Source organism: Chitinophaga pendula (genome assembly GCF_020386615.1).
Taxonomy (GTDB): domain Bacteria; phylum Bacteroidota; class Bacteroidia; order Chitinophagales; family Chitinophagaceae; genus Chitinophaga; species Chitinophaga pendula.
The window spans coordinates 6323100-6344073 of the sequence record NZ_CP077769.1 but is presented as its reverse complement, the minus strand read 5'-3'; the positions used below and the strand labels follow the sequence as shown (position 1 = coordinate 6344073).

The following is a 20974-nucleotide window of genomic DNA, read 5'->3' as shown; positions in this document are numbered from 1 at the left end:
TCGGTATTGCATAGTAGTATAATTTCTCTACTTTTGTATTGTGGAAGTAAGGAAAGGGTCGGCGTAAAAGCAATGATATGATCTGGCCCGAATAGTTAAAACAAGTTTAAAGCTCGCTTGCCATGAATATTGATAACACACAATCACAGATGCGAAAGGGGGTGCTTGAATTCTGCATTCTCTCCATCATCAAGCAAGGAGAAGCTTATCCTTCAGACATTATTGAAAAGATGAAAGAAGCGAAGCTGGACATCCTGGAGGGTACCTTATACCCTTTACTAACGAGATTAAAGAATGCGGAACTGCTCACATACCGTTGGGTAGAAAGTAGCTCCGGGCCGCCGCGCAAATATTTTTCCATGACCGATAAGGGGGAAGGCTTTTACCGGGAACTGGAAAATACCTGGAACGAGCTGGCCAACGCAGTCAACCAATTAACAAGAATACCTACCATCCCTGATTCGAACTACCAAAACCTAAAAACTGAAAACGACGATGAAAAAGATTATTAACATAAACCTGGCTAGCCGCCTTATTCCTATAGAGGACAGTGCTTACGAGATACTGCGGCAGTACCTGGAAAGCCTGAAGCGGTACTTTGCCAGGGAAGAGGGCGGCGATGAGATCATCAGTGATATTGAGGGTCGTATTGCCGAGCTGTTCCAGGACAAGCTCAAGAAAGGAGCACACTGTATTACCGATGAGGATGTGGTGGCTGTAAAAGCTTCCATGGGTACACCGGAGCAGTTTGGAGATATGTCGGAGTCGGAAGGTACCCAGTCGAATACAGAGAATGCAGCGTTTCAGGCTCGTCCGCGCAAGCGTCTGTATCGTGATCCGGACAACAAGGTGCTGGGTGGGGTGTGTAGTGGTATGGGTGCTTACTTTAATGTAGACCCGGTTGTGTTCCGGATCATTTTCGCCCTTTTTGCCATTGCCGGATTTGGTTCTGGTATACTGGTATATTTCATTCTGTGGATCGCCACGCCGGAAGCCAACACGGCTACAGAAAAGCTGGAAATGAGAGGAGAGCGGGTGGACCTTAATAATATTAAGGCGACCGTACAGGATGAGATCAACTCATTGAAAGATCAGTTCAGCCGCATGGGAAGTGATGTCAAAAATTTTTCGCAGGGCCGCGGCAAGCAAGTCGGTAATGGTATAGAACGCTTTTTCCGTGGCCTCTTTGCCGGTTTGGGGCAGGCGTTACTGTTTCTGACTAAAGGATTTATATATTTCCTGGCTGTTGTAATACTGATTGCCCTGGTTGTTTCAGGCATCGCTATCGCAGCTTCTTCCGCGGCCCTTTTCCCGATCAAAAGTCTGTTGCTGACTGCCGGGCAGAGTACTTTGTTCTGGCCTGCTATCGTACTGGTGATAGGTGTGCCGGTGGTGGCTATTATCATCTTCCTGGTGAGAAAGATCACCGGTGTGAGGGAAACCAGCCGCTATGTGGGGTATACATTAAGTTTTCTTTGGGTGGGAGGGGTGATATGTGCCCTGTTCCTGACGGTGTCACTAATGAAAGATTTCAGGACCAGCTATCGTGCGAAGGAAGCCTTTACGATCACGCAGCCCAGTGGGGGTAAACTGATCATCAAATGTGCGGATGACCTGGTGGATATGGATGTGATCGGATTTATGGACGGGCGCCTGCGGGTAACAGAAGATACGGCGATCATAGATAATGTGCGGCTAAAGCTGGAAAAAAGTAACTCGGGTAAGTTTGAGGTAGAGATCTACCGCTTGTCCAGAGGGCGTACGATTCGTCAAGCCAGGCAACTAGCAGAACAGATACTTTTCCAACTGCAGCAACAGGACTCTGTATTATACTTGCCTTCCGGTATGTCTATCCCCCGGGATTCCAAATTCCGTGGGCAACGGATCACGGTAGCCATCCGGATACCGGTAGATAAGCAGATAGAAGTGGACAGGAGTGTACGTCATCACTATGATATTGTACAAGGTGGGGATGAACATTGGTGGGATAACTGGAATGAGTGGGATGAGGATGGCCCGGCAGAATTGAAAATGACCATCGACGGATTGGATAATATCAATACGGATCGCAGGCATGACAAGAATGAAGATGAAGACCAGGATCGGGATAATGAGGACCGGGATAATGACCGTACCCGCGAAAACCGGGATGAAGATTCTCTCCGGAACAACTATCGTTACCAGGGAGCTCCGTTACCGGCTGCACCCTCCGCACCTGCGGCGCCAGCTGCACCCAAAAGTGGCAGCAGTACAGCTCCAGCTTCAGCGAAGCCAACGGTAGATGCTACAATCGGAGGTGCTGCACTGTTGATCCTGAGCCTTTGCAGCATGTTAAAATAAGCTATCAACGATACATCACAATAAGTTCAATAGTTCAACGCGATAAGCCACGGTGTCCACCGTGGTTTTTTTATTTTCAGCTGTTAGGACCGGATGGAATAGCCGGGATAGGCATTACTTATACAAATGATATAGGTTAATTAAACGAATGATACAGGATAGGTGGACTTGAGCTGGAAATCCTTTACTGTATTGTGTTTGGGTTCATTTTCGTTACATGTGTGAACAGGGGCATTTGTGCCATTTCAAGGGGTAGGTAGTTTTTCCCGATTTGATCATTCCCCTGGCTTATTAATTCATAGCTTTGTGTATTTAGCTGTTGGGCCGTGGGGATGCCGGCTTGGACGATGCTCAGCTTTACGGTAATTGATTCATTCAGAGGAAAAAAGATCAACGATAAGGAATGCAGGCAACATTGAACGCGACGATAAACATTGCGCTGGTAGGGAATCCGAATAGTGGGAAAAGTTCTCTTTTTAATGCGCTGACGGGGTTAAATCAGAAAGTAAGCAACTTTCCGGGTGTGACGGTGGACAAAAAGACGGGCGCTAGTACTATTAGTCCGCAGTTGCAAGCCAATATTATCGATCTTCCCGGTACTTATAGTCTTTATCCCAAGAGTGCGGATGAGATGGTCACGTATGATGTATTGCTCAATGCTGACGGCGGGCTTAGTCCCGATATGGTATTAATCATTGCTGATGCCTCCAATTTAAAACGTAACCTGCTTTTTTGTTCCCAGATAATAGATTTGAAGATACCTGTCATCATCGGGTTGACTATGATGGACATTGCCCGTAAGAAGGGGGTGGAGATAGACCTGACTGGTCTGGAGCGGGAGCTGGGAGTGCCAGTGGTGGCGATCAACCCTCGTAAAAATAAGGGGATCAGTGAGTTAAAAAAGATCGTTGAACTGGTTGCCCAGGAAAAGTTCCGTGCTCCTTCCCGGGATTTTATTGAGAATGAGGCGCTGGCGCCGGAGGTGATCTCGGTGGTGAAGCAGGTAACACCGTCCCGGAGCGACTATGGTGCGCTGCATGTGGCGGTAAATTTTGAAGAGCTTAATTTCCTGGATAACGGGCAGAAGGCGCAGATCAGAACGGCGCTGGAATTGCACCGGTTTAACAAGACCAAGGTGCAGGCGGATGAGATCATGCAGCGTTATGCCCGAATCAAACATATTATGAAGTCTTCGGTGGTGGAGACGGACCCCTTGCAGCAGCAGTTGCAGACGGAAAAGCTGGATGACTTGCTGCTACACCGGTTCTGGGGGTATGTGATCTTGCTGGCGGTTATGTTTGTTTTGTTTCAGAGCATATTCTGGCTGGCCTCTTACCCGATGGACTGGATTGAGGCAGGGTTTGGTGCTTTAGGCGGATGGTTGTCGGAATCGTTACCGGCGAGCAAGCTGAGTGATATACTGGTTAACGGTATTATAGCTGGTTTGGGTGGTATTGCTGTGTTCGTGCCACAGATCATGATCCTGTTCGGATTGATCACTCTGCTGGAAGATACCGGGTATATGGCGCGTATCAGTTTCCTGACGGACCGGCTGATGCGGCAGGTGGGTTTGAACGGTAAGTCTGTGATGCCGCTGATCAGTGGTGTCGCGTGTGCGGTTCCTGCGATCATGGCTACCCGGAGTATTGAAAACCGTAAAGAGCGGCTGATCACGATACTGGTTACCCCTTTAATGAGCTGTTCTGCGCGATTGCCTATCTATACGGTGATGATCGCCCTGGTGATACCCGATTATAATGTGTTGGGCTTTTTGAGCCTGAAAGGATTGGTAATGATGGGGTTGTATTTACTCGGCTTTTTTATGGCGCTTATTATCGCGGCGATCATGAAGTTGTTCATCGCTGTAAAGGAGAAGAGCTATTTCATCATGGAGTTGCCGGTATATCGTGCACCCCGTTGGAAGAACATTGGCACTACCATGGTGGAGAAGGCCAAGATATTTGTGACGGATGCTGGTAAGGTGATCATGGTCATCTCGGTAATATTATGGTTCCTGGCATCTTATGGTCCTGGTAACAGGATGGAGGAGGTGACGGCCAAATATGAGCCGATGATCGAAGCGCAAAAAAATAACCCGGAGCAGCAGCAGGAGCTGGAGCGGGCCTTTCAGTCCGAGAAGCTGGCCAACTCTTATGCCGGGTTACTCGGGCATGCGATAGAGCCGGCGATCCGACCACTGGGGTTCGACTGGAAGATCGGTATTGCGCTGATCACTTCTTTTGCCGCGAGAGAAGTATTTGTAGGTACGATGGCGACCCTTTACAGTGTAGGGGAAACGCCTGAAGATAATGATGCGACCTTGAGAGAAAAAATGCATGCTGCGGTATGGCCGGATGGGCGGCCGGTGTATACGCTGGCCAGCGGGTTGTCGTTGATGTTATTTTATGCTTTTGCGATGCAATGTATGAGTACCCTGGCTATTGTACGGCGGGAAACCAAATCCTGGAAGTATCCGGCGATACAATTGGTCTATATGACGGTACTGGCTTATGTGAGCAGCTTCATTGCTTTTCAGCTATTCAGCTGATTTTCATATACTGATGTGTGATACCGTACTCCACTGCTATTCGTTGGCAGTCAATACTTTATTGTATTCCCTGCGAAAATGTGTATATTCAGTATATGAATAAATTTTACCCATCCATTTATGAAACATTTACTATTCCTGCTTTTAATAAGCCCTATTGCCACGCTCTATGCGCAGCAGCCCATAGACTCTGTTAACCTCATGAAAGACATCAAAACCTTATCGTCCGACGCTTATGAGGGGCGTGCGACTGGGACGAAGGGAAACCGCCAGGCGCAGCTTTATATTATAGACCGGTTCCGGCAAGTGGGTATTCAGCCTTACAATGGTACTTATGAGTACTCCTTCTTTTTCCAGCAAGGCACCAAACGCATTATGGGGACTAACTTGTATGGCTATATACAAGGGAAGTCGGACAGTGTGTACGTGATCTCTGCGCACTTTGACCATCTCGGGAATATCGGGTGGGCGAATGGCGCTGATAGCATTTATAACGGCGCTGATGACAATGCCTCTGGCATAGGCGGGTTGCTGGCCATAGCGGATTACTACCGGAGGAATAAGCCCACGCATACGCTGGTATTTGCCGCATTTGATGCGGAAGAGGTAGGTCTTCGGGGAGCAGCCGCTTTTGTGAATGCGTTTCCGGTACCGGCCGCCAAGGTAAGGTTGAACCTGAATATGGATATGGTCAGCCACAACAACAAAAATGAGTTGTATGTATGCGGCACTTACCTGTATGCTAACCTGAAACCATTTGTAACCCAGGCCGCTGCCGCAAGCCAGGTGAAGTTACTGATGGGGCATGACCGGCCTACGGACGGTAGCCAGAACTGGACATCCCAGAGCGACCATTATGAGTTTCACAAGAAGAGCATCCCTTTTCTCTATTTTGGAGTAGAAGATCATGCTGATTATCACCGTTTGACGGATGAGTTCAGCCGTATTAATCCCAGTTTTTATTACCGTGCAGTGCAAGGGGTATTGAATACTCTGCAGCTATTAGACGCGCAGCGTTTATAATAACCACCGCGTTTACTCATCCGGGAGCTTGCGTTGTTGTATGCTCTGTTCCCAGCGTTTTTGCGCGGAGGGGTCGAGACCATGTCTGGTATCGCGATCGAAACGTTCCTGTTGCTGATTCATTTCCCGGAAGGATTCCAGATATTCATACTGGATGTAGCTATCATAGTCATCGAGGCTAAGGGCTGCATCCAGTATTTTTTGGCGGAACCGCATGGCGACCAGCCAGGTGATATCGAAATGCAGTTGTTCGTGTGTAAGCGTGTAATTACTGCGTGCATCGGGTCGCATCCAGGAGCCGCTTTTCACAAAAAAGACCTGCAGGGAGAGTTGTACCTGTAAGGTGTCTTTGCGGCGCATACTACTGCCTGTATAGGAAAAGCTGGTAAAAGATACGGCGGCGCTGGTGCCGCTGGCCGAAGTCCTTACGGGAAAATCATGGTATTGCAATGGCCGGGATGGATACATAATGGTATCGCCATCTGCGGATAGGGTGATACTATCTATTGAGAATGAGAGTTTTAATATACTCTTTTGCTGCGCACTGGTAATATGGCCGCAAGGTAACAGGAGGATGGCCAGAAGTAGTATATGGTGAGCGGAGATCACGTAATAAAGAACGGATATTTTAACGGGATGTTGTCAAAGCTTTTGCCCTTCAAGCACGCAAAATTTCGTAATTTACAATTCTACCAAAACAATCGCACTATGTACGGTGGCGGATATATTTTTGACGAGCCCAACAGGAAACAGCAGCGAGAGGAACAGCTGCACGACGATCCTGAGAAGCTGGCGGCATTTGAGGACCGCATCACCCGGGGAGAGAAGATAGAGCCCGGGGACTGGATGCCTGCTGAATATCGCCGGCAGTTAATACGATTGATAGAACAACATGCGCATTCCGAGATCATTGGTGCGTTGCCGGAAGGTACCTGGATCACCCGGGCACCTGGTTTTAAGCGTAAATTGGCGTTGATTGCCAAAGTACAGGATGAGATTGGGCATGGTCAGTTATTATATAATGCGGCGGAGACCCTGGGAAAATCCCGGGAAGCGATGATCAACGACTTGCTCAGTGGTAAATCCAAATATTCCAATGTATTTAATTATCCGGCGGAGACCTGGGCGGATGTGACGGTGATAGGATTCCTGATAGATGCGGCAGCTATTGTAAACCAGATTGCCAATTCTAAGGGGTCTTATGGCCCTTATTGCCGTGCGTTGGAAAGGATCTGTTATGAGGAGAGTTTTCATCTGAAGCAAGGGCATGATGCTTTCATCGAGCTGGCTACCGGTACGCCGGAGCAAAAGGCGATGCTTCAGGATGCGCTGAACAGGTGGTGGCAACCTATCATGCATTTTTTCGGCCCTCCGGACAAAAACTCTACTCACAGTGAAAAGCTGATGCAGTGGAAGGTGAAGATGGCGAGCAATGATGATATGCGTAATCAGTTCCTGGATACTTACGTCCCCAAGATATGGGAGCTGGGGCTTACTTTACCGGATCCGCTGTTGAAGAAAAATGACAGCACGGGCAAGTGGGAATATTCTGATCCGGACTGGGATCTCTTCTTCAAAGTGATCAATGGAGATGGCCCTTGCAACCAGGAGCGGTTGAGTGTGCGCAAATGGGCGGAAGAGCATGGCCGGTGGGTGAGGAAAGCTTTGATGAATCCTACGCAACAGAAGACGGTGCCTGCTGCCTGATGCAGGCAGGCAGCAAATGAATGACATTCAATAAACTGAATCAACGAACATGAGCGAATCATTAGATCCACGTATAAACCGGTTAAAATTAGGGAATGCCGGAGAGGTGATCAAGGTGGAAGAAGGGGAGAACTGGCAGGTATATGAAGTATTTCACCAGGAAAAGAGGGGAGCGCACCATGAACATGTGGGTTGTGTACATGCTCCGGATGCGCAACTGGCATTGGTATTTGCCAAGGAACAGTTTGGCCGCCGTAAGAAGTGTGTAAATCTTTGGGTGGTGCGCAGTGCGGATATCCTTGCTTTTGATGCAGAAGACGAAGATATGTTTGCCAACAATATAGAGAAAACCTACCGGGATGCCAGCGGCTTTAAGGTGATGGATAAGATCAACAAATTTAAGCAGGCAGGTAAGGCTGCGCCGCAGCAATAGCGGCACTATTCCCCCCAACCACTTCTACCACGTATTTCCATTAACGTTATGACTACATCACTTAATACAGATATTGCCGTTACCGATCTTATTACCAAGATGGCAGATGATGAGCTGATCATCGGGCATCGTAATTCCGAATGGACGGGGTTAGGGCCGGTGATGGAAGAGGACATTGCTTTTTCTTCGATGGCCCAGGATAAAATCGGCCATGCCCTAGCTTTATACACCATATTACATGAGCAGTTACAGGGTGCTGACCCTGATCAGTTTGCCTTTATGAGGGAGGCGTCGGCTTTTAAATGTTGTCATCTGGTGGAGTTACCGATTGGCGACTATGATTTCAGCTTGATGCGTCACTTTTTATTTGATCATGCGGAGGCGGTACGATACCGGCATTTGCTGCAAAGCAGTTATACCCCGTTGAAACAGTTGTCGCAAAAGGTGAAGGGAGAGTTGAAGTATCACACGTTACACGCGAATGCCTGGTTATTGCAATTGTGCAGGGCTGGTGCTGACAGTCATGCGCGGATGCAGGCGGCATTAGATACTTGTTTTCCGCTGGCTTGCGGCATATTTGAGCCCGCTGCTGACGAGGTGGAGGCTTTGCTGATAGCAGAGGCGATATATCCCGGAGAGGAAGTATTATATAATGAATGGTTAGATCAGATCTATCCGATACTGGCACAGGCAGGGTTGAACCTGCCGGATGTGGCACAGGTGCGGCCTGCTTACGGCGGGCGTGGCGGTCAGCATACGAAATGGCTGGTGCCTATGCTGAATGAGATGGGAGCTGTATTTAGGCTGGATCCACAGGCCAGCTGGTAGAACTTCAAAAATGCAAGTCATGTCAGAAGATGCGATCATATCAGCTGTATATGCTTCCTTGGAGCAGGTGATGGATCCTGAGATACCAGTGCTGACGGTACTGGACCTGGGGATGATTACGCAAGTCAGTGTAACTGAAGCGGGTATATTGATCAAGATGATCCCTACGTTTGCTGCCTGCCCGGCGGTGACCTATATAAAAGATAATATCCGGAGTACTGTGGCGCATGATCTGGGGATGCCGGTACAGGTGGAAGTAGATAAGGAGACGCACTGGCATAGTAACCGGTTGAGTGTGGAAGCCAAGGAAAAACTGCGCAATTTTGGCATTGCGGCGCCCCAGGTACATAATGGAGAGGTGCATGCGGAGATAATGCTACATACTGCATGTCCTCATTGTGGTAGTGAGCAGACGTATCTGCGGTCGCCTTTCGGCTCGACGTTATGTCGTGCGATCCACTTCTGCAAGGCCTGCGGGATGGCCTTTGAGCAATTTAAGCCAGTGGAGTAAAACGCCTTATTTTCCTGTAAGACAATACGATTGCGGGCTTTAATGGCTGCCGGCGCGGGGACTTTTATTTTGCATTTTACTATTTACATTTTACATTCACTCCCGAAACAGATAATGTATCATGAAGATAGGCTTGTATTTCGGTTCCTTTAACCCAATACATACCGGGCATCTGATCATTGCCAATTATGTGGCATATAATACGGACCTGGACAAAGTATGGCTGGTGGTATCTCCACAAAATCCGCTGAAGGCCTCTTCTTCACTGCTGAATGAGCATCACCGTTTTCACTTGGTAGAACTGGCAGTAAAGGATGAGCCCCGGTTGAGGGCCAGCAATATTGAATTTTCCTTACCCCGTCCTTCTTATACCATAGATACCTTAACTTATCTGGAAGAAAAGTTCCCTACACAGGAGTTCTCCATTATTATGGGAAGTGACAGTTTCCAGAACATTACTCGTTGGAAGAACTATCAGCAGCTGGTGCAGCGTTATCCTATATATGTATACCGTCGTCCCGGACATGAAGTGGGGGAACTGCCTGGTGCACGGGTGCTGGTATTGGATGCTCCTATGCTGGATATCAGTGCCACCAGTATCCGGGAGTGGATCAAGGAAGGGCGTTCTGTACGCTATATGGTGCCGGATAATGTATTAGCCTATATTAACGAGAACAACTATTATAAATAGTTTAATTCTTCCCTATAATCTTCACCTCTCTCTTTTTTACCAGGTATTCGTTGGAATAGATCTTCAGCAGCATGATGAACATGGAGATCAGTACCGGACCAAAAATAAGTCCGATAAAGCCGAAGAGGCTGATACCGATGATCACTCCAAATACGGTGATCAGTGGATGTACGTCGCCTATCTTTCTGTTAAGCATCATCCTAAACAGGTTATCAGAGGTACCGATTACAAGGAAGCCATACGCCAGTACGCCTATACCCTGCCAGGTATTGCCGGCAGCGATGAGGTATACCCCCATAGGGACGTAGACAGCTGCGGCTCCAATAATAGGCAGCATGGCGGTAAAACAAGTCACTACAAACCAGAAGATGGGTTGGGGTACCTGGAATATAAAATATCCTATCAATGCCACGATGCTTTGCAACAACGCGATGAGGGGGATACCTACGGCATTGGAGTAAATGGTTGTTTTAAACTCCAGTCCCAGGCGGATCACGTTTTCATCTTTGAGGGGGATATATTCATATAATGTCTCTTCCATTTTGCGGGCGTTGACCAGCATAAAATAAAGCAGGAAGTACATGATGGCGATAGCGGTGAGGGTATTAAACGTGGCGCCTACAAAGGTGGGCAGGATAGCGGTGATGTTTTCCGTGAATTTTTCCAGGCGTGCGGTAGACAGGAGATTAACGCCGGCCAGTTCCTGGATACGATTGTTAATCGTCTGCATGCCTTTGAGCAGTTCGGAGGAGTGAGTAACGGCATAACTTACTTTGGAAGTAAGCAGGTTAACGAGCATACCGAAAGGCAGCAGGATGATGATGAACGAGAGGAACATCAGCAAGGCGGCGGCCAGGCTCGGTCTCCATTTGCGTCGTTCTACAAGGTGGAACATCCATCTGCGGGACAGGATGTAGAGGGTCAATGCTCCCAGGAGGCCTGGGAAAAGTCCATACAGTTCGCAGAACAATAATATTCCCCAGAGGATAAGGATGAGGAGGAAGGCGATCTGTTTGAGGCGTTCGTTATCAAGTGTACTCATAGTCTGATGAGGATGGGAGGTATTAAATGAAACCTACAAAGAAAATTGTTTATAATGGTCAACCTGTCAGGGATGTACGTTGTTCCTGCCAGTCTGATAGACCAGGTGGTCAGGTATGCCGTTTATAGGAGATCCGATCGGGAAAACGTTCTTTTTAATCATATACGGTCCATATAGCACAAATTACAGGCCGGAAGAGGGGCTTATTAACGGTAATTTAAACCTACAAGGAAATTATGGAACAAAGTTTGTACCCATACTAATCCATTTAGTAAACCTTATTTATTCATCATTAAAAAGATTACTATGAACAACAGTTCCAAAGCCGTGGTTTCTTTTATTGTTGGGGCAGCAGTAGGAGTAGCGGTTGGTTATTTCCTGAACTCTGATAAAAAAGATGAACTGGTAGACAAGCTGAAATACCAGGCAGACAAATTGAAGGATAAGTTCAAACAGAAACGTTCTGAATTTGAAGATGCACTGGAAAACGAGCTTTCTTAAAACCCTATGATGTTTTAAATTTATTTGCATGGAAGATAATTTCGGCAATTACTTTAATAAGACCGGCCAGGTCGCCAGGGAATATCTGGAAACCCGGCTGGATCTTATAAAGCTCCAGGCAGCGGGAAAGTTATCGAAGGCGATGGGATTGTTCTTTTCGCTTATCATGGCTTTTCTGCTGTTTTTCTTCGTGGTAGTGTTCCTGGGTATGGTAGTAGGTTTCTGGATTGGGGAGATGACGCATAGTTTTACGATCGGCTTCAGCTGTGCTGCGGGCTTGTTTGTATTGTTGCTGGTGGTATTATTGTTATTCAGAAAGACGTTGATACAACGTCCGCTAGCCAATATGCTGATCGCAGAGCTGGTAGAGGAGTTGGAAGAGCGGGAAGAGGAGAGAGAAGAAGAGCAGCCAAAGCCACCTGAGAGTTCTGGCGTAGAGCATGAAGATGAACCGTATCAATATGGTAACCATTAATGAATGATTAATATTTACGCAGATGCAAAAGGTGAAGGTCACCAATTTCGACACACTGGAACAGGAGATCAACCGGCTGAACAGGCGTAAGCGTCAGCTGGAGCATGAGCTGGCCGGCCGGGTCGATTATTTCAAAGACAACTATAAGAAGATGGCCCTAAATGCGGTCATTCCCGGTGCGGGCAAACATAGCAGTGTACTGGGTGTTGCCGGTAAGGTTGCCCAGTTTGCCTGGGAGAGTGGCAAGTTCAAATCTTTTGCTACTGGGGCGCTGATGACAGCACTTGAATTTGTCGGTGTGCGGCTGGGCATTAATCTCTTTGACCAGTTCAGCAAACGCAGAAAGAAGAAAAAGGCGGAAAAGGAAGCAAAACTGAACGATGAGGATTAGGCGCTGCGGGTTTTATAACCGGTAATCGAATAGTAATAAGGTTTAGATAGACGGACCGGTTCGTGGCGACGCGGAGTAGATTGTCGTAATCGACGGTCACCTGGCTGGCGTTAGTGACATTAAACAGCAGGTATATTTTAATTATCCTAGGCTCATCCCCACACCCTTGTCCCCTCACTACAATTTGCACAGATATCAATATTTTTACGGCCTGACATCAGTTGGGTACGGAAACGAATATACTGTTCGTCATGCCATAGGGCTTTGAAAGAGGATTTTTTCAGGTCGCCAAGGCGATGTTGAGCATCCTTATCAAAACAGCAAGGCACCACCAGTCCATCCCAGGTAACTACAGGTGAGTGCCAGAGCCTCCAACATTGATTGCCTAATTTGTTCTTGATGGAATAAGTGCCGTCTTCATTTTTGTGATATCGGCTGTATTTATCGATAGTAGGAATAAGGCGGTTTCCTTCTTCATAATCATATACCTGTGCTGTTTTAAAGCGTACTTCATCGACACCAATTTCTTTTGCCAGGCGTTTAATGTCCTCTATCTGGTGTTCGTTTGGTTTTACCACCAGGAATTGAAAGAAAACGAAGGGTGTTTTGGATTTCAGTTCCTTTTTCCATTTCACAATATTTTTGGCTCCTTCTATTACTTTGTGAAGTTGTCCGCCTACCCGGTATTGTGTATACACGTCCTGTGTAGTACCATCTATGGAGATGATGAGTCTATCCAGGCCGCTTTCTACGGTTTTGCGGGCGTTGGCATCTGTCAGGTAATGGGCATTGGTGGAGGTAGCTGTGTACAGTCCTTTCTCCGAAGCATATTTAACCATCTCAAGAAAGCCGGTATTGAGATAGGGCTCTCCCTGGAAGTAAAAGATCAGGTATAACAGCTCTTTCGAAATCTCATCGATCGTTTTGCGGAAGAAATCCACCTGTAACATACCTGTAGGGCGGGTAAATGCTCTCAAGCCACTGGGGCATTCCGGGCAGCGAAGATTGCAGGAGGTGGTAGGCTCGAAAGACATGGAAACGGGGTACCCCCATTGTATAGGTTTTCCGGTCCACTTGCTCATGAAGAAGCTACTCAGTACTTTTCCCGCGTTCCAGGCTCTACGGAATGTAAATTTAGAAGCCAGGTTCAGCGTATCATTCAGGTTAAAATCCGGCATATGATCAAACAACTTTTACGCGTGTAAATGTAGACAATAATGAGCATAAATCAGGCCGGATCGGGGAAGTGGAAGTCATGGAGATGTGTCTTTCCACATTTTTGCCCTATACTTGCCAAATAATTGCCGCTCAAGGATAGCAGCAAGTCATGTAACGGGATGTTGCAGTACCCAAGCCTGCCAACTGCGGAAAAATAAACGATGACAGCAAGATTACGTATTAAAAAATCGTGGCGCCTGCCTTTACTATTAGTGGTGGTAATGGGCATTGCGTTCGGAGCCTACCTTTGGTGGCGAGGGGAGGAGGAAATCAATTTTGTCCGGTATGAGGAATTCGGCATTGCCATGCCAGTCACTTATTCCGTGCATGGAATAGACGTCTCCAAGTTCCAAAAGGACATTAACTGGCAGGCCGTACGACAGATGAATGTTGATAACATTCGCTTATCCTTTGTATTTGTGAAAGCGACGGAGGGTATTACCCGGCAGGATGCATCGTTTCAACGTAACTGGCATAAAGCGGGGCAGGCAGGATTGATACGGGGGGCCTATCATTTCTTTTATGCTACCCGCGACCCTTTGAAGCAAGCAATTAATTTTCAGAATGTAGTGCAGCTGCAATCCGGCGATCTGCCACCCGTGCTGGATATAGAAGTGCATAATAATCAGCCTGCCGCGGTGATCCGGAGCACGGCCCGTATCTGGTTGGAGGAAATGGAAAAGGTCTATGGGGTAAAGCCCATTATTTATACGAACCTCAAATTCTATGAGACCTACCTTGGTAGTGAGTTTGATGATTATCCTTTATGGATAGCCCATTACTATCAGCAGCAGCGCCCCAGGATAGAACGTCCCTGGGTGTTTTGGCAACATAGTGACATTGGCAGGGTAAATGGTATCAGTACTACGGTGGACTTTAATGTATTCAAGGGCGATAGTGCGGCACTTGTTAAAATGTGCCTGCCATAATACCTACCTTTACCAAACGATCAAAACTATGGTTATGGACCAGGAACAGGAGCCTATACACCAGGAGCCTCCTCCGCCAAGGGACCTAAAAGAACCCTTCGACATGGGCATTGTATACTATTTTGTAAAGATCATGCGGACGATCTTTCTAGGTTTCTTTTTGCTGATGGTGGATGTGTTTATCGGGTTGTACCTTGGCTTTGCCATAGCGGAGACATCTACTCCGGGTCGGATGATCTTTTTTTACAGTTGGTTCACTATCACCCTGATGGGTTACATTTACCTGGTATGGCGGATGTGGCGAAAAAAACAGCCGGAGCCATGAGGCGCCCGGCCGTTATGATATTCCCCCCTTGATAAATAGTTGACGCTTATTGTTTATTTACGATTGGCCAGTACCATGGTCCAATTATTATCATATTTACCTACGGCAAACTCCCGATATTGAGCAGCCATCATATTCTGACAATGTTTGGGGCTAGTTAGCCATCCCAGTATTACTCCCTGCTCGTCCATATCTCCCCGGGCGATGTTCTCTCCTACAGCTGTCCAGTTATAACCAACTGCGTCTACGCGGTTGCCTGGTGTAGTGCCAGCAGGAGAAATATGGTCGAAATATTTCTTTTCAAACATGTCCTTACTATGCAGCCAGCCAGCTTTTTCGAGGGTGCCGTTCCAAGTGAGGGCAGGTACCGGGGGCATTTTCACATCTCCGCAATTGCAGCCTCTGGAGCGCAGGCCATTTACCAGCGTTAGCAGGGCGGTACGGTCCACTTTGTTTTCTGGAAATGAATCGACGGCAGGAGGATGCAGCGGTCCTGGTGTGTCTGGTGCGATCAGTGTTTTGTCTTTGGTACAACTACACAGGTAGATGCATAGCAAGAGTAAGCAAAAAGGGGTATGACGAATAAATTTCCCGGTCATTTTGACTAAATGAAAATGAATAATTAGTTACCGGGTTTTTGACAGGATGGTAAAACTATTGGAGGTTTGAGATAGGCTAGGGTTAAAAAAATCAGGGTACGAAGATAAGCAGGCTGAAGGATATTCGGGGCGGAATTTTGTGAATCGGATGTTAATGATCCCTGTTTTATAGCAAAGCCGTATAGTCGGGCGCGACCATACGGCTTTGTTTTTTGCTTAACAACAGGCTATTAAAGCAACCTGTTGTGCAGGTAAGCGACCTGTAAGCTGTTGATTATGCGCTGCATATCATCTGTAGATTTTCCTGTTTTGGTGTGCAGGCGCAACAGCAACTCCTGTTCTTTTCCTCTTTCATACATCAGATCATCATCTGACAGTTGAGAAAATCGTTGCTTCAACATGGGTTTCAGCTCCCACCATCTTTCTAACCGGGCGTTCATAAAAACAGCAGATTTATTGTTGTAATTGAGAAAAGTTATTAAAACACGGATATACAAAAGGTTATTCAACATCTATGCCATGCAATAACAATGCATTGTGACGTGTATTTGTAGAGGGGAAGGAACAACCTTACCGCATTATGTGTGGTGCATTCTGTGGAATTGCCGCCACGAGAGTGATACAGAAAGTGGTGATTATAACGGTTTTGCGTGTTGGAATAAATATTGTGTCATTAATTGTAACAACACTAACGCGAACTATCATGAGTGACCAGGAAAAAAAGCCTACGCGGGGAGATGCTAAAGAGATCGATCCAAACTCTACGGCTTACAAGCAAACAGAGAAAAAGCCGGCTGAAATTCTGACAACGGATAAGGCAGATACAAACAGCACTCCTTTGCATGAAGATCTGTCTGAACGGCCGGAGCGGGAGAATAAAGTGGTGAGAGATCATGATAAAGACGCTGATTAGCGCCTGAATAGACACAGCTTACAGCTGGTCCACATATTTTGTTCCATATCTGATAATTATTGAAAGCACCTCCCACAAGAAAGTGGAGTGATGAAAACAAAGCATTCTAAGTTCTTCTTTAATGTTGTGGTGTATAGTAGGCCGTCCCAATCCTGGGATGGTATTTTAAAACCACCGGTAAAACCCGGATTGTCAACATCCCATTGAAGAACTTTAATCATATAGTATGAATACCTGCGTTCCGGCCATATTGCCGGTTCGCTTGCCGCGACAGACATTAGCTGCTGTGGTCTACGATAATTTTCCACTCACCCTCTATCCGACGGAACAGTACTGAAAAGTGACCGGTAAGGTCAGCTTGCCCATGCCGGCATTGCCCGGATATTCCACCTTATAATAGTCCATCATAGCCTTCCAGCCATAGGTTACTCCTTCCTTGCTGACGAACATTAGTGAGTCAGATTTCCAATAGGAATGCATAAAGGTCTCGAGATCGCCTTTATTCCAGGACGCGGATTGGGAGGCCAATACTTTTTTGATTTGATCAACCGGGGATTGCTGGGCACGAATACTGGTTAAAGGGTTAACCAACAGGATAAAATACAATAAAAAACGCATGTGAAATTTTTAGCAAAAGATAAACATTTTTTGAGATGTAATGCACGATTCATTGTACTACCTTTGCAGTCGTAAAAAAAGCCTTTTAATTTATACACTTAAATGAACCGCTTATGCCTGGATATGAATTCTTTGGTGCAGAAGAAAGAAAGGAAGTCAACGACGTATTAGAAACGGGTATTCTGATGCGTTATGGTTTTGACGGTCCTCGTAAAGGGATTTGGAAGGCAAAGGAACTGGAGCAGGCGATTTGCGACAAGTTGCAGGTAACCTATGCACAGCTAACTTCCAGTGGTACCACTGCGTTAACTACCGCTATGGCTGCATTGGGTATTGGTGCCGGTGATGAGGTGATTATGCCGACCTTTACTTTCGTAGCTAGTTTTGAGTCTGTATTCTCCGTGGGAGCTACTCCCGTTCTAGTTGATATTGATGATACGCTTACTCTGGACCCCAAGGCCGTTGAAGCAGCGATCACGCCGCGGACTAAAGCCATTATGCCTGTTCACATGTGCGGAGCTATGGCAGATCTCGATGCCTTGAAGAGCCTCTGTGAAAAGCATAACCTGTTATTGCTAGAAGATGCCTGCCAGTCATTTGGTGCTACTTATAAAGGTAAGGCAGTAGGTAGTATCGGTCATGCCGGTACTTTCTCCTTTGACTTTGTGAAGACGATCACTTGTGCAGAAGGTGGTGGTATCATCACCAATGATAAAGAGGTGTATACCAAATGTGATGCTTATTCCGACCATGGCCATGATCATCTTGGTGTGGACCGCGGTGCTGATCTGCATCCGTATATGGGATATAACTATCGTATATCTGAACTGCATGCAGCTGTGGGACTGGCCCAGATCAGAAAGCTGGATATATTCCTGGAGATACAACGGAATACTAAGAAGATATTTAAGGATGCGTTGTCAACGATTCCGGAAGTGACTTTCCGCCGTCTGCCAGATGAAGCTGGTGACAGTGCTACTTTCTTAGGATTTTTCCTGCCTACGGCAGATCAGGCTCGTAATGCCGCTGCTGCCATGAAAGCAGCGGGTCTGCCTACTTTTTACTATTTCGATAACAACTGGCACTATATACGCAACTGGCATCATTTCAAACAGATAGCAACACTAAACCGTTTTGCACCTGGTCTGGAACAGGCGATAGAGATCTATAAAACGAAAGAATTTCCTGCCTCCGATGCTATTATCAGCCGTTGTATCTTTACGCCTATTAACCTGGGCTGGAGTGAGACGGAGATAAAAGAGCGTACCGATAAGCTGGTGAACGCTGTAAAAAGCGCTTTATAGATTGACCTGTAAATCAGCTGATGATGAAAAAAGTAGCATTGATCCCGGCACGTTACGGCGCTACCCGTTTTCCGGGTAAACTGATGGCCAAGTTAGGCGGTAAATCAGTGATTGTTCGCACTTATGAATCTGCCGTGGACACCGGTGTATTCGATGATGTGATCGTCGTTTGTGACAGTGACGTGATCTATAATGAGGTCGTGTCCAACGGTGGTAAGGCGATCAGGAGCCAAAAGGAGCATGAATGTGGCACTGACCGTATTGCAGAGGCAGTGGTAGATATGGATGTTGATATTGTAGTGAACGTACAGGGAGATGAGCCTTTTACCAAAAGGGAACCCCTGGAAAAATTGCTGCAGGTATTTGAAGGAGAGGAGGGAAAAAAAGTACAGGTAGCATCTTTGATGCAGGTACTGACGGATCCAGTTTCCATAGAAGATCCGAACTTTGTAAAAGTGGCGGTAGATAAACAATTCAATGCCCTGTTCTTTTCCCGTTCAGTGATACCATATCCGCGGAATAAGGAAGTAGTCAGTATCTATTACGAGCATATAGGCGTATACGCTTTCCGTAAACAAACGCTGCTGGAATTCACGCAGTTGCCTATGAGTCCGTTGGAGGCTGCAGAGAAGATTGAATGCCTTCGCTATCTGGAAAACGGGATCCCGATGAAGATGGTGGTAACCGATTATATGGGGGTGGAAATAGATACACCGGAAGATCTGGTGAAAGCGGAGCGTTTGTTGTAATAAGACGACTATTACCAGCTCGTCAACATCATTCACGATAAAATTCTTATTGAACATATGAAATTCAGGAACTTCAAACTGGTTGGATATGTGATATTCGGAAGAGGATCATTTAACCAGCTGGACGAAATACTTGCGCCACAGCGGAAGGGAGATGCACCGATGATCTTTTTTGTGGACCATTTTTTCCAGGACCAGCCGGCATTTGTTTCGCGAATACCTTTACAAGGGAAAGACAAGGTAGTATTCATCGATGTGACTCATGAGCCCAAAACTACTTATGTGGATCAGGTACGTGATGAGTTGGTCGCTGAGTTTGGCGAAGTATCCGGTATCATCGGTATTGGCGGTGGTTCTGTAATGGACATGGCCAAAGCCGTTGCCCTGATGATGAAGAATCCGGGGTCTTCTGCCGATTATCAAGGTTGGGACCTGGTGAAAGTACCCGGGGTATACAAAGTAGGTATCCCTACGATCTCCGGAACGGGGGCAGAAGTAAGTCGTACCTGCGTGCTTACCGGACCTACCCGCAAACTGGGTATGAACTCTGACTTTACACCTTTTGATCAGATCGTATTGGATCCTGAATTAATAAAAGGAGTACCGGTGAACCAGCAGTTTTACACTGCAATGGACTGTTACATACATTGCATTGAGTCCCTGGAAGGAACCTATCTTAATGCCTTTAGCCGGTCTTATGGAGAAAAGGCGCTCGAGTTATGCCAGGAGATATTCTTGCAAAAAGACCGTTGGGATGACGATGCAGACGAGAAACTGATGATGGCTTCTTATGCTGGTGGTATGAGTATAGCGTACTCTCAGGTGGGGGTAGCACATGCGGTAAGTTATGGCCTCGCTTATCTGTTGGGTACCAAACATGGTATCGGTAACTGTATCGTATTCGATAAGCTGGAAGAGTTCTATCCGCAGGGAGTGAAAGAGTTTAAGCAGATGGTGGCTAAACATAACATTGAAATCCCCCAAGGAATTACCAAGGGACTTACTGATGAGCAGTTTGACACTATGATCAATGTATCACTCGGTATGGCCCCGTTGTGGGAGAATGCACTCGGTAAAGACTGGCAGCAGCAGATGACCCGTGAGCGTCTCCGGGCGTTGTACGAGCGGTTGTAATTTATACTTCAGAAGAGCTTACAAGACCTGTAAAGGGCCTGTTCAAACACCGTTTGTATAGGCCCTTTTGTTTGCACTGCGTTATATGCGCGTTGAAATGATTAAATTGTTGGATATCATTTATCCTGTCCCTGTTGGGAGGCTATTGCAGAAGGAACTCATCAATAAAAGCAAGTATCATGAATCAGCACATTAATAAAAATGTAGAAAAGCTGACAGAAGAACTGGCGGCATCTTTTATAAAAACAGATGCCCGCAGACAACAGTGGCATTCGCATACGAAGGGATTCATTGCAGAACAACTGGGCCATTATGCTAACAAATATCCCATGCTGGATTGGAAAGTGGCGATTAATGAGGCATGGGAAAACTTGGAGTCGGTTTACCTGACCTTTAACAATACTCCCAGCGGCATTGTAGAGAAAAACGAGGTGCAGGTGATCCAGAAGATAAAGAAAGGCGGACTCGTATCCTTCTCGCAATCGCGTAACGGGCAAATCGTAATATGGGTGGCTTATCCTGTAATAGAGGGCCTCACGGAAGATGGGCCTAAAAGCTCCACATTAGAGACCTTGGAACCGGAAGAAATAGATGATGACTGTATACTACGTAACGTGGAGAAATTCCTAACGGAAATGTTGGAATGGGAGAACAATGATCGGGAAGAGATCGGGTTTGTACGCAGACACCGGTAG

At 46.7% G+C, this 20974-nt stretch carries 25 protein-coding genes; 19 read left to right on the top strand and 6 right to left on the bottom strand.

Annotation, left to right across the window (positions count from 1 at the left end; translation table 11 throughout):
* Positions 1-122: 122 nt before the first annotated feature.
* The 4 genes from KTO58_RS23765 to KTO58_RS23750 all read left to right on the top strand — a co-directional run bounded on the left by KTO58_RS23765 (position 123) and on the right by KTO58_RS23750 (position 5911).
* The gene (locus KTO58_RS23765) at positions 123-512 is read left to right on the top strand and encodes a PadR family transcriptional regulator (RefSeq protein ID WP_095837012.1); all 390 of its coding nucleotides are present in this window, start codon (positions 123-125) and stop codon (positions 510-512) included.
* The gene (locus tag KTO58_RS23760; protein WP_095837013.1) at positions 496-2340 is read left to right on the top strand and encodes a PspC domain-containing protein; all 1845 of its coding nucleotides are present in this window, start codon (positions 496-498) and stop codon (positions 2338-2340) included. Before KTO58_RS23765 ends, KTO58_RS23760 begins: the two co-directional genes overlap by 17 nt.
* Before the next feature lie 403 nt (positions 2341-2743).
* Positions 2744-4888: a ferrous iron transport protein B gene (gene feoB / locus KTO58_RS23755; RefSeq protein WP_095837015.1), complete on the top strand. Its 2145-nt coding sequence runs from the start codon at positions 2744-2746 to the stop codon at positions 4886-4888.
* Between the two features lie 120 nt (positions 4889-5008).
* Positions 5009-5911, top strand: a complete 903-nt coding sequence (locus KTO58_RS23750) for a M28 family peptidase (protein WP_095837016.1) — start codon at positions 5009-5011, stop codon at positions 5909-5911.
* 12 nt (positions 5912-5923) lie between these two features.
* Here KTO58_RS23750 and KTO58_RS23745 read toward each other — a convergent pair whose 3' ends face one another.
* Positions 5924-6520: a DUF922 domain-containing protein gene (locus tag KTO58_RS23745; RefSeq protein ID WP_095837017.1), complete on the bottom strand. Its 597-nt coding sequence runs from the start codon at positions 6518-6520 to the stop codon at positions 5924-5926.
* A 99-nt stretch (positions 6521-6619) separates the two neighbouring features.
* Here KTO58_RS23745 and paaA point away from each other — a divergent pair, with 99 nt between their 5' ends.
* The 5 genes from paaA to nadD all read left to right on the top strand — a co-directional run bounded on the left by paaA (position 6620) and on the right by nadD (position 10081).
* Complete coding sequence (gene paaA, locus KTO58_RS23740) at positions 6620-7618, top strand: 1,2-phenylacetyl-CoA epoxidase subunit PaaA (RefSeq protein WP_095837018.1); 999 nt, start codon at positions 6620-6622, stop codon at positions 7616-7618.
* 49 nt (positions 7619-7667) lie between these two features.
* Entirely contained in the window at positions 7668-8051 is a 384-nt protein-coding gene (gene paaB, locus KTO58_RS23735; protein WP_095837019.1) for a 1,2-phenylacetyl-CoA epoxidase subunit PaaB, read from the top strand.
* 48 nt (positions 8052-8099) lie between these two features.
* Positions 8100-8879, top strand: coding sequence for a 1,2-phenylacetyl-CoA epoxidase subunit PaaC (gene paaC, locus KTO58_RS23730; protein WP_095837020.1), 780 nt, complete (start codon positions 8100-8102; stop codon positions 8877-8879).
* Between the two features lie 19 nt (positions 8880-8898).
* Entirely contained in the window at positions 8899-9390 is a 492-nt protein-coding gene (gene paaD, locus KTO58_RS23725; protein ID WP_157752769.1) for a 1,2-phenylacetyl-CoA epoxidase subunit PaaD, read from the top strand.
* Between the two features lie 121 nt (positions 9391-9511).
* On the top strand, positions 9512-10081 hold the full coding sequence (nadD, locus tag KTO58_RS23720; protein ID WP_095837022.1) for a nicotinate (nicotinamide) nucleotide adenylyltransferase: 570 nt from the start codon (positions 9512-9514) through the stop codon (positions 10079-10081).
* A gap of 1 nt (position 10082) precedes the next feature.
* Here nadD and KTO58_RS23715 read toward each other — a convergent pair whose 3' ends face one another.
* A complete protein-coding gene (locus KTO58_RS23715; protein ID WP_095837023.1) occupies positions 10083-11123 on the bottom strand; it encodes an AI-2E family transporter in 1041 nt (346 codons plus the stop codon).
* 306 nt (positions 11124-11429) lie between these two features.
* Here KTO58_RS23715 and KTO58_RS23710 point away from each other — a divergent pair, with 306 nt between their 5' ends.
* The 3 genes from KTO58_RS23710 to KTO58_RS23700 are packed head-to-tail and all read left to right on the top strand — an operon-like array spanning position 11430 to position 12490.
* Complete coding sequence (locus tag KTO58_RS23710; protein ID WP_095837024.1) at positions 11430-11624, top strand: YtxH domain-containing protein; 195 nt, start codon at positions 11430-11432, stop codon at positions 11622-11624.
* A 28-nt stretch (positions 11625-11652) separates the two neighbouring features.
* On the top strand, positions 11653-12099 hold the full coding sequence (locus KTO58_RS23705; protein ID WP_095837025.1) for a hypothetical protein: 447 nt from the start codon (positions 11653-11655) through the stop codon (positions 12097-12099).
* Between the two features lie 22 nt (positions 12100-12121).
* Entirely contained in the window at positions 12122-12490 is a 369-nt protein-coding gene (locus KTO58_RS23700) for a hypothetical protein (RefSeq protein ID WP_095837026.1), read from the top strand.
* 152 nt (positions 12491-12642) lie between these two features.
* Here KTO58_RS23700 and KTO58_RS23695 read toward each other — a convergent pair whose 3' ends face one another.
* Positions 12643-13668 carry an SPASM domain-containing protein gene (locus tag KTO58_RS23695; RefSeq protein WP_095837027.1) on the bottom strand — a complete coding sequence of 342 codons (1026 nt, stop codon included), beginning with the start codon at positions 13666-13668 and terminating at the stop codon, positions 12643-12645.
* A gap of 201 nt (positions 13669-13869) precedes the next feature.
* Between KTO58_RS23695 and KTO58_RS23690 the strand changes: the two genes are divergently transcribed.
* A complete protein-coding gene (locus KTO58_RS23690) occupies positions 13870-14637 on the top strand; it encodes a glycoside hydrolase family 25 protein (protein ID WP_095837028.1) in 768 nt (255 codons plus the stop codon).
* Positions 14638-14671: 34 nt separating this feature from the next.
* Positions 14672-14962 carry a hypothetical protein gene (locus KTO58_RS23685; RefSeq protein ID WP_095837029.1) on the top strand — a complete coding sequence of 97 codons (291 nt, stop codon included), beginning with the start codon at positions 14672-14674 and terminating at the stop codon, positions 14960-14962.
* A 53-nt stretch (positions 14963-15015) separates the two neighbouring features.
* On the opposite strand, the gene KTO58_RS23680 is transcribed toward KTO58_RS23685, so the two are convergent.
* Together KTO58_RS23680 and KTO58_RS23675 are read right to left on the bottom strand one after the other, a co-directional pair.
* Positions 15016-15519 (bottom strand): CAP domain-containing protein, encoded by a 504-nt coding sequence (locus KTO58_RS23680; protein WP_225859891.1) that lies wholly within the window; start codon positions 15517-15519, stop codon positions 15016-15018.
* A gap of 272 nt (positions 15520-15791) precedes the next feature.
* On the bottom strand, positions 15792-16001 hold the full coding sequence (locus KTO58_RS23675) for a hypothetical protein (RefSeq protein ID WP_095841419.1): 210 nt from the start codon (positions 15999-16001) through the stop codon (positions 15792-15794).
* 263 nt (positions 16002-16264) lie between these two features.
* Here KTO58_RS23675 and KTO58_RS23670 point away from each other — a divergent pair, with 263 nt between their 5' ends.
* On the top strand, positions 16265-16474 hold the full coding sequence (locus KTO58_RS23670; protein ID WP_095837031.1) for a hypothetical protein: 210 nt from the start codon (positions 16265-16267) through the stop codon (positions 16472-16474).
* 315 nt (positions 16475-16789) lie between these two features.
* On the opposite strand, the gene KTO58_RS23665 is transcribed toward KTO58_RS23670, so the two are convergent.
* Positions 16790-17092: a Cif family virulence factor gene (locus KTO58_RS23665; protein ID WP_198315133.1), complete on the bottom strand. Its 303-nt coding sequence runs from the start codon at positions 17090-17092 to the stop codon at positions 16790-16792.
* A 113-nt stretch (positions 17093-17205) separates the two neighbouring features.
* Between KTO58_RS23665 and KTO58_RS23660 the strand changes: the two genes are divergently transcribed.
* The 4 genes from KTO58_RS23660 (at position 17206) to KTO58_RS23645 (ending at position 20974) form a co-directional block, all read left to right on the top strand.
* Entirely contained in the window at positions 17206-18396 is a 1191-nt protein-coding gene (locus KTO58_RS23660; protein ID WP_095837033.1) for a DegT/DnrJ/EryC1/StrS family aminotransferase, read from the top strand.
* A 23-nt stretch (positions 18397-18419) separates the two neighbouring features.
* Complete coding sequence (gene kdsB, locus KTO58_RS23655) at positions 18420-19145, top strand: 3-deoxy-manno-octulosonate cytidylyltransferase (RefSeq protein ID WP_095841420.1); 726 nt, start codon at positions 18420-18422, stop codon at positions 19143-19145.
* A gap of 57 nt (positions 19146-19202) precedes the next feature.
* Positions 19203-20279, top strand: coding sequence for an iron-containing alcohol dehydrogenase family protein (locus KTO58_RS23650; RefSeq protein WP_095837034.1), 1077 nt, complete (start codon positions 19203-19205; stop codon positions 20277-20279).
* A gap of 179 nt (positions 20280-20458) precedes the next feature.
* The gene (locus KTO58_RS23645; protein WP_095837035.1) at positions 20459-20974 is read left to right on the top strand and encodes a hypothetical protein; all 516 of its coding nucleotides are present in this window, start codon (positions 20459-20461) and stop codon (positions 20972-20974) included.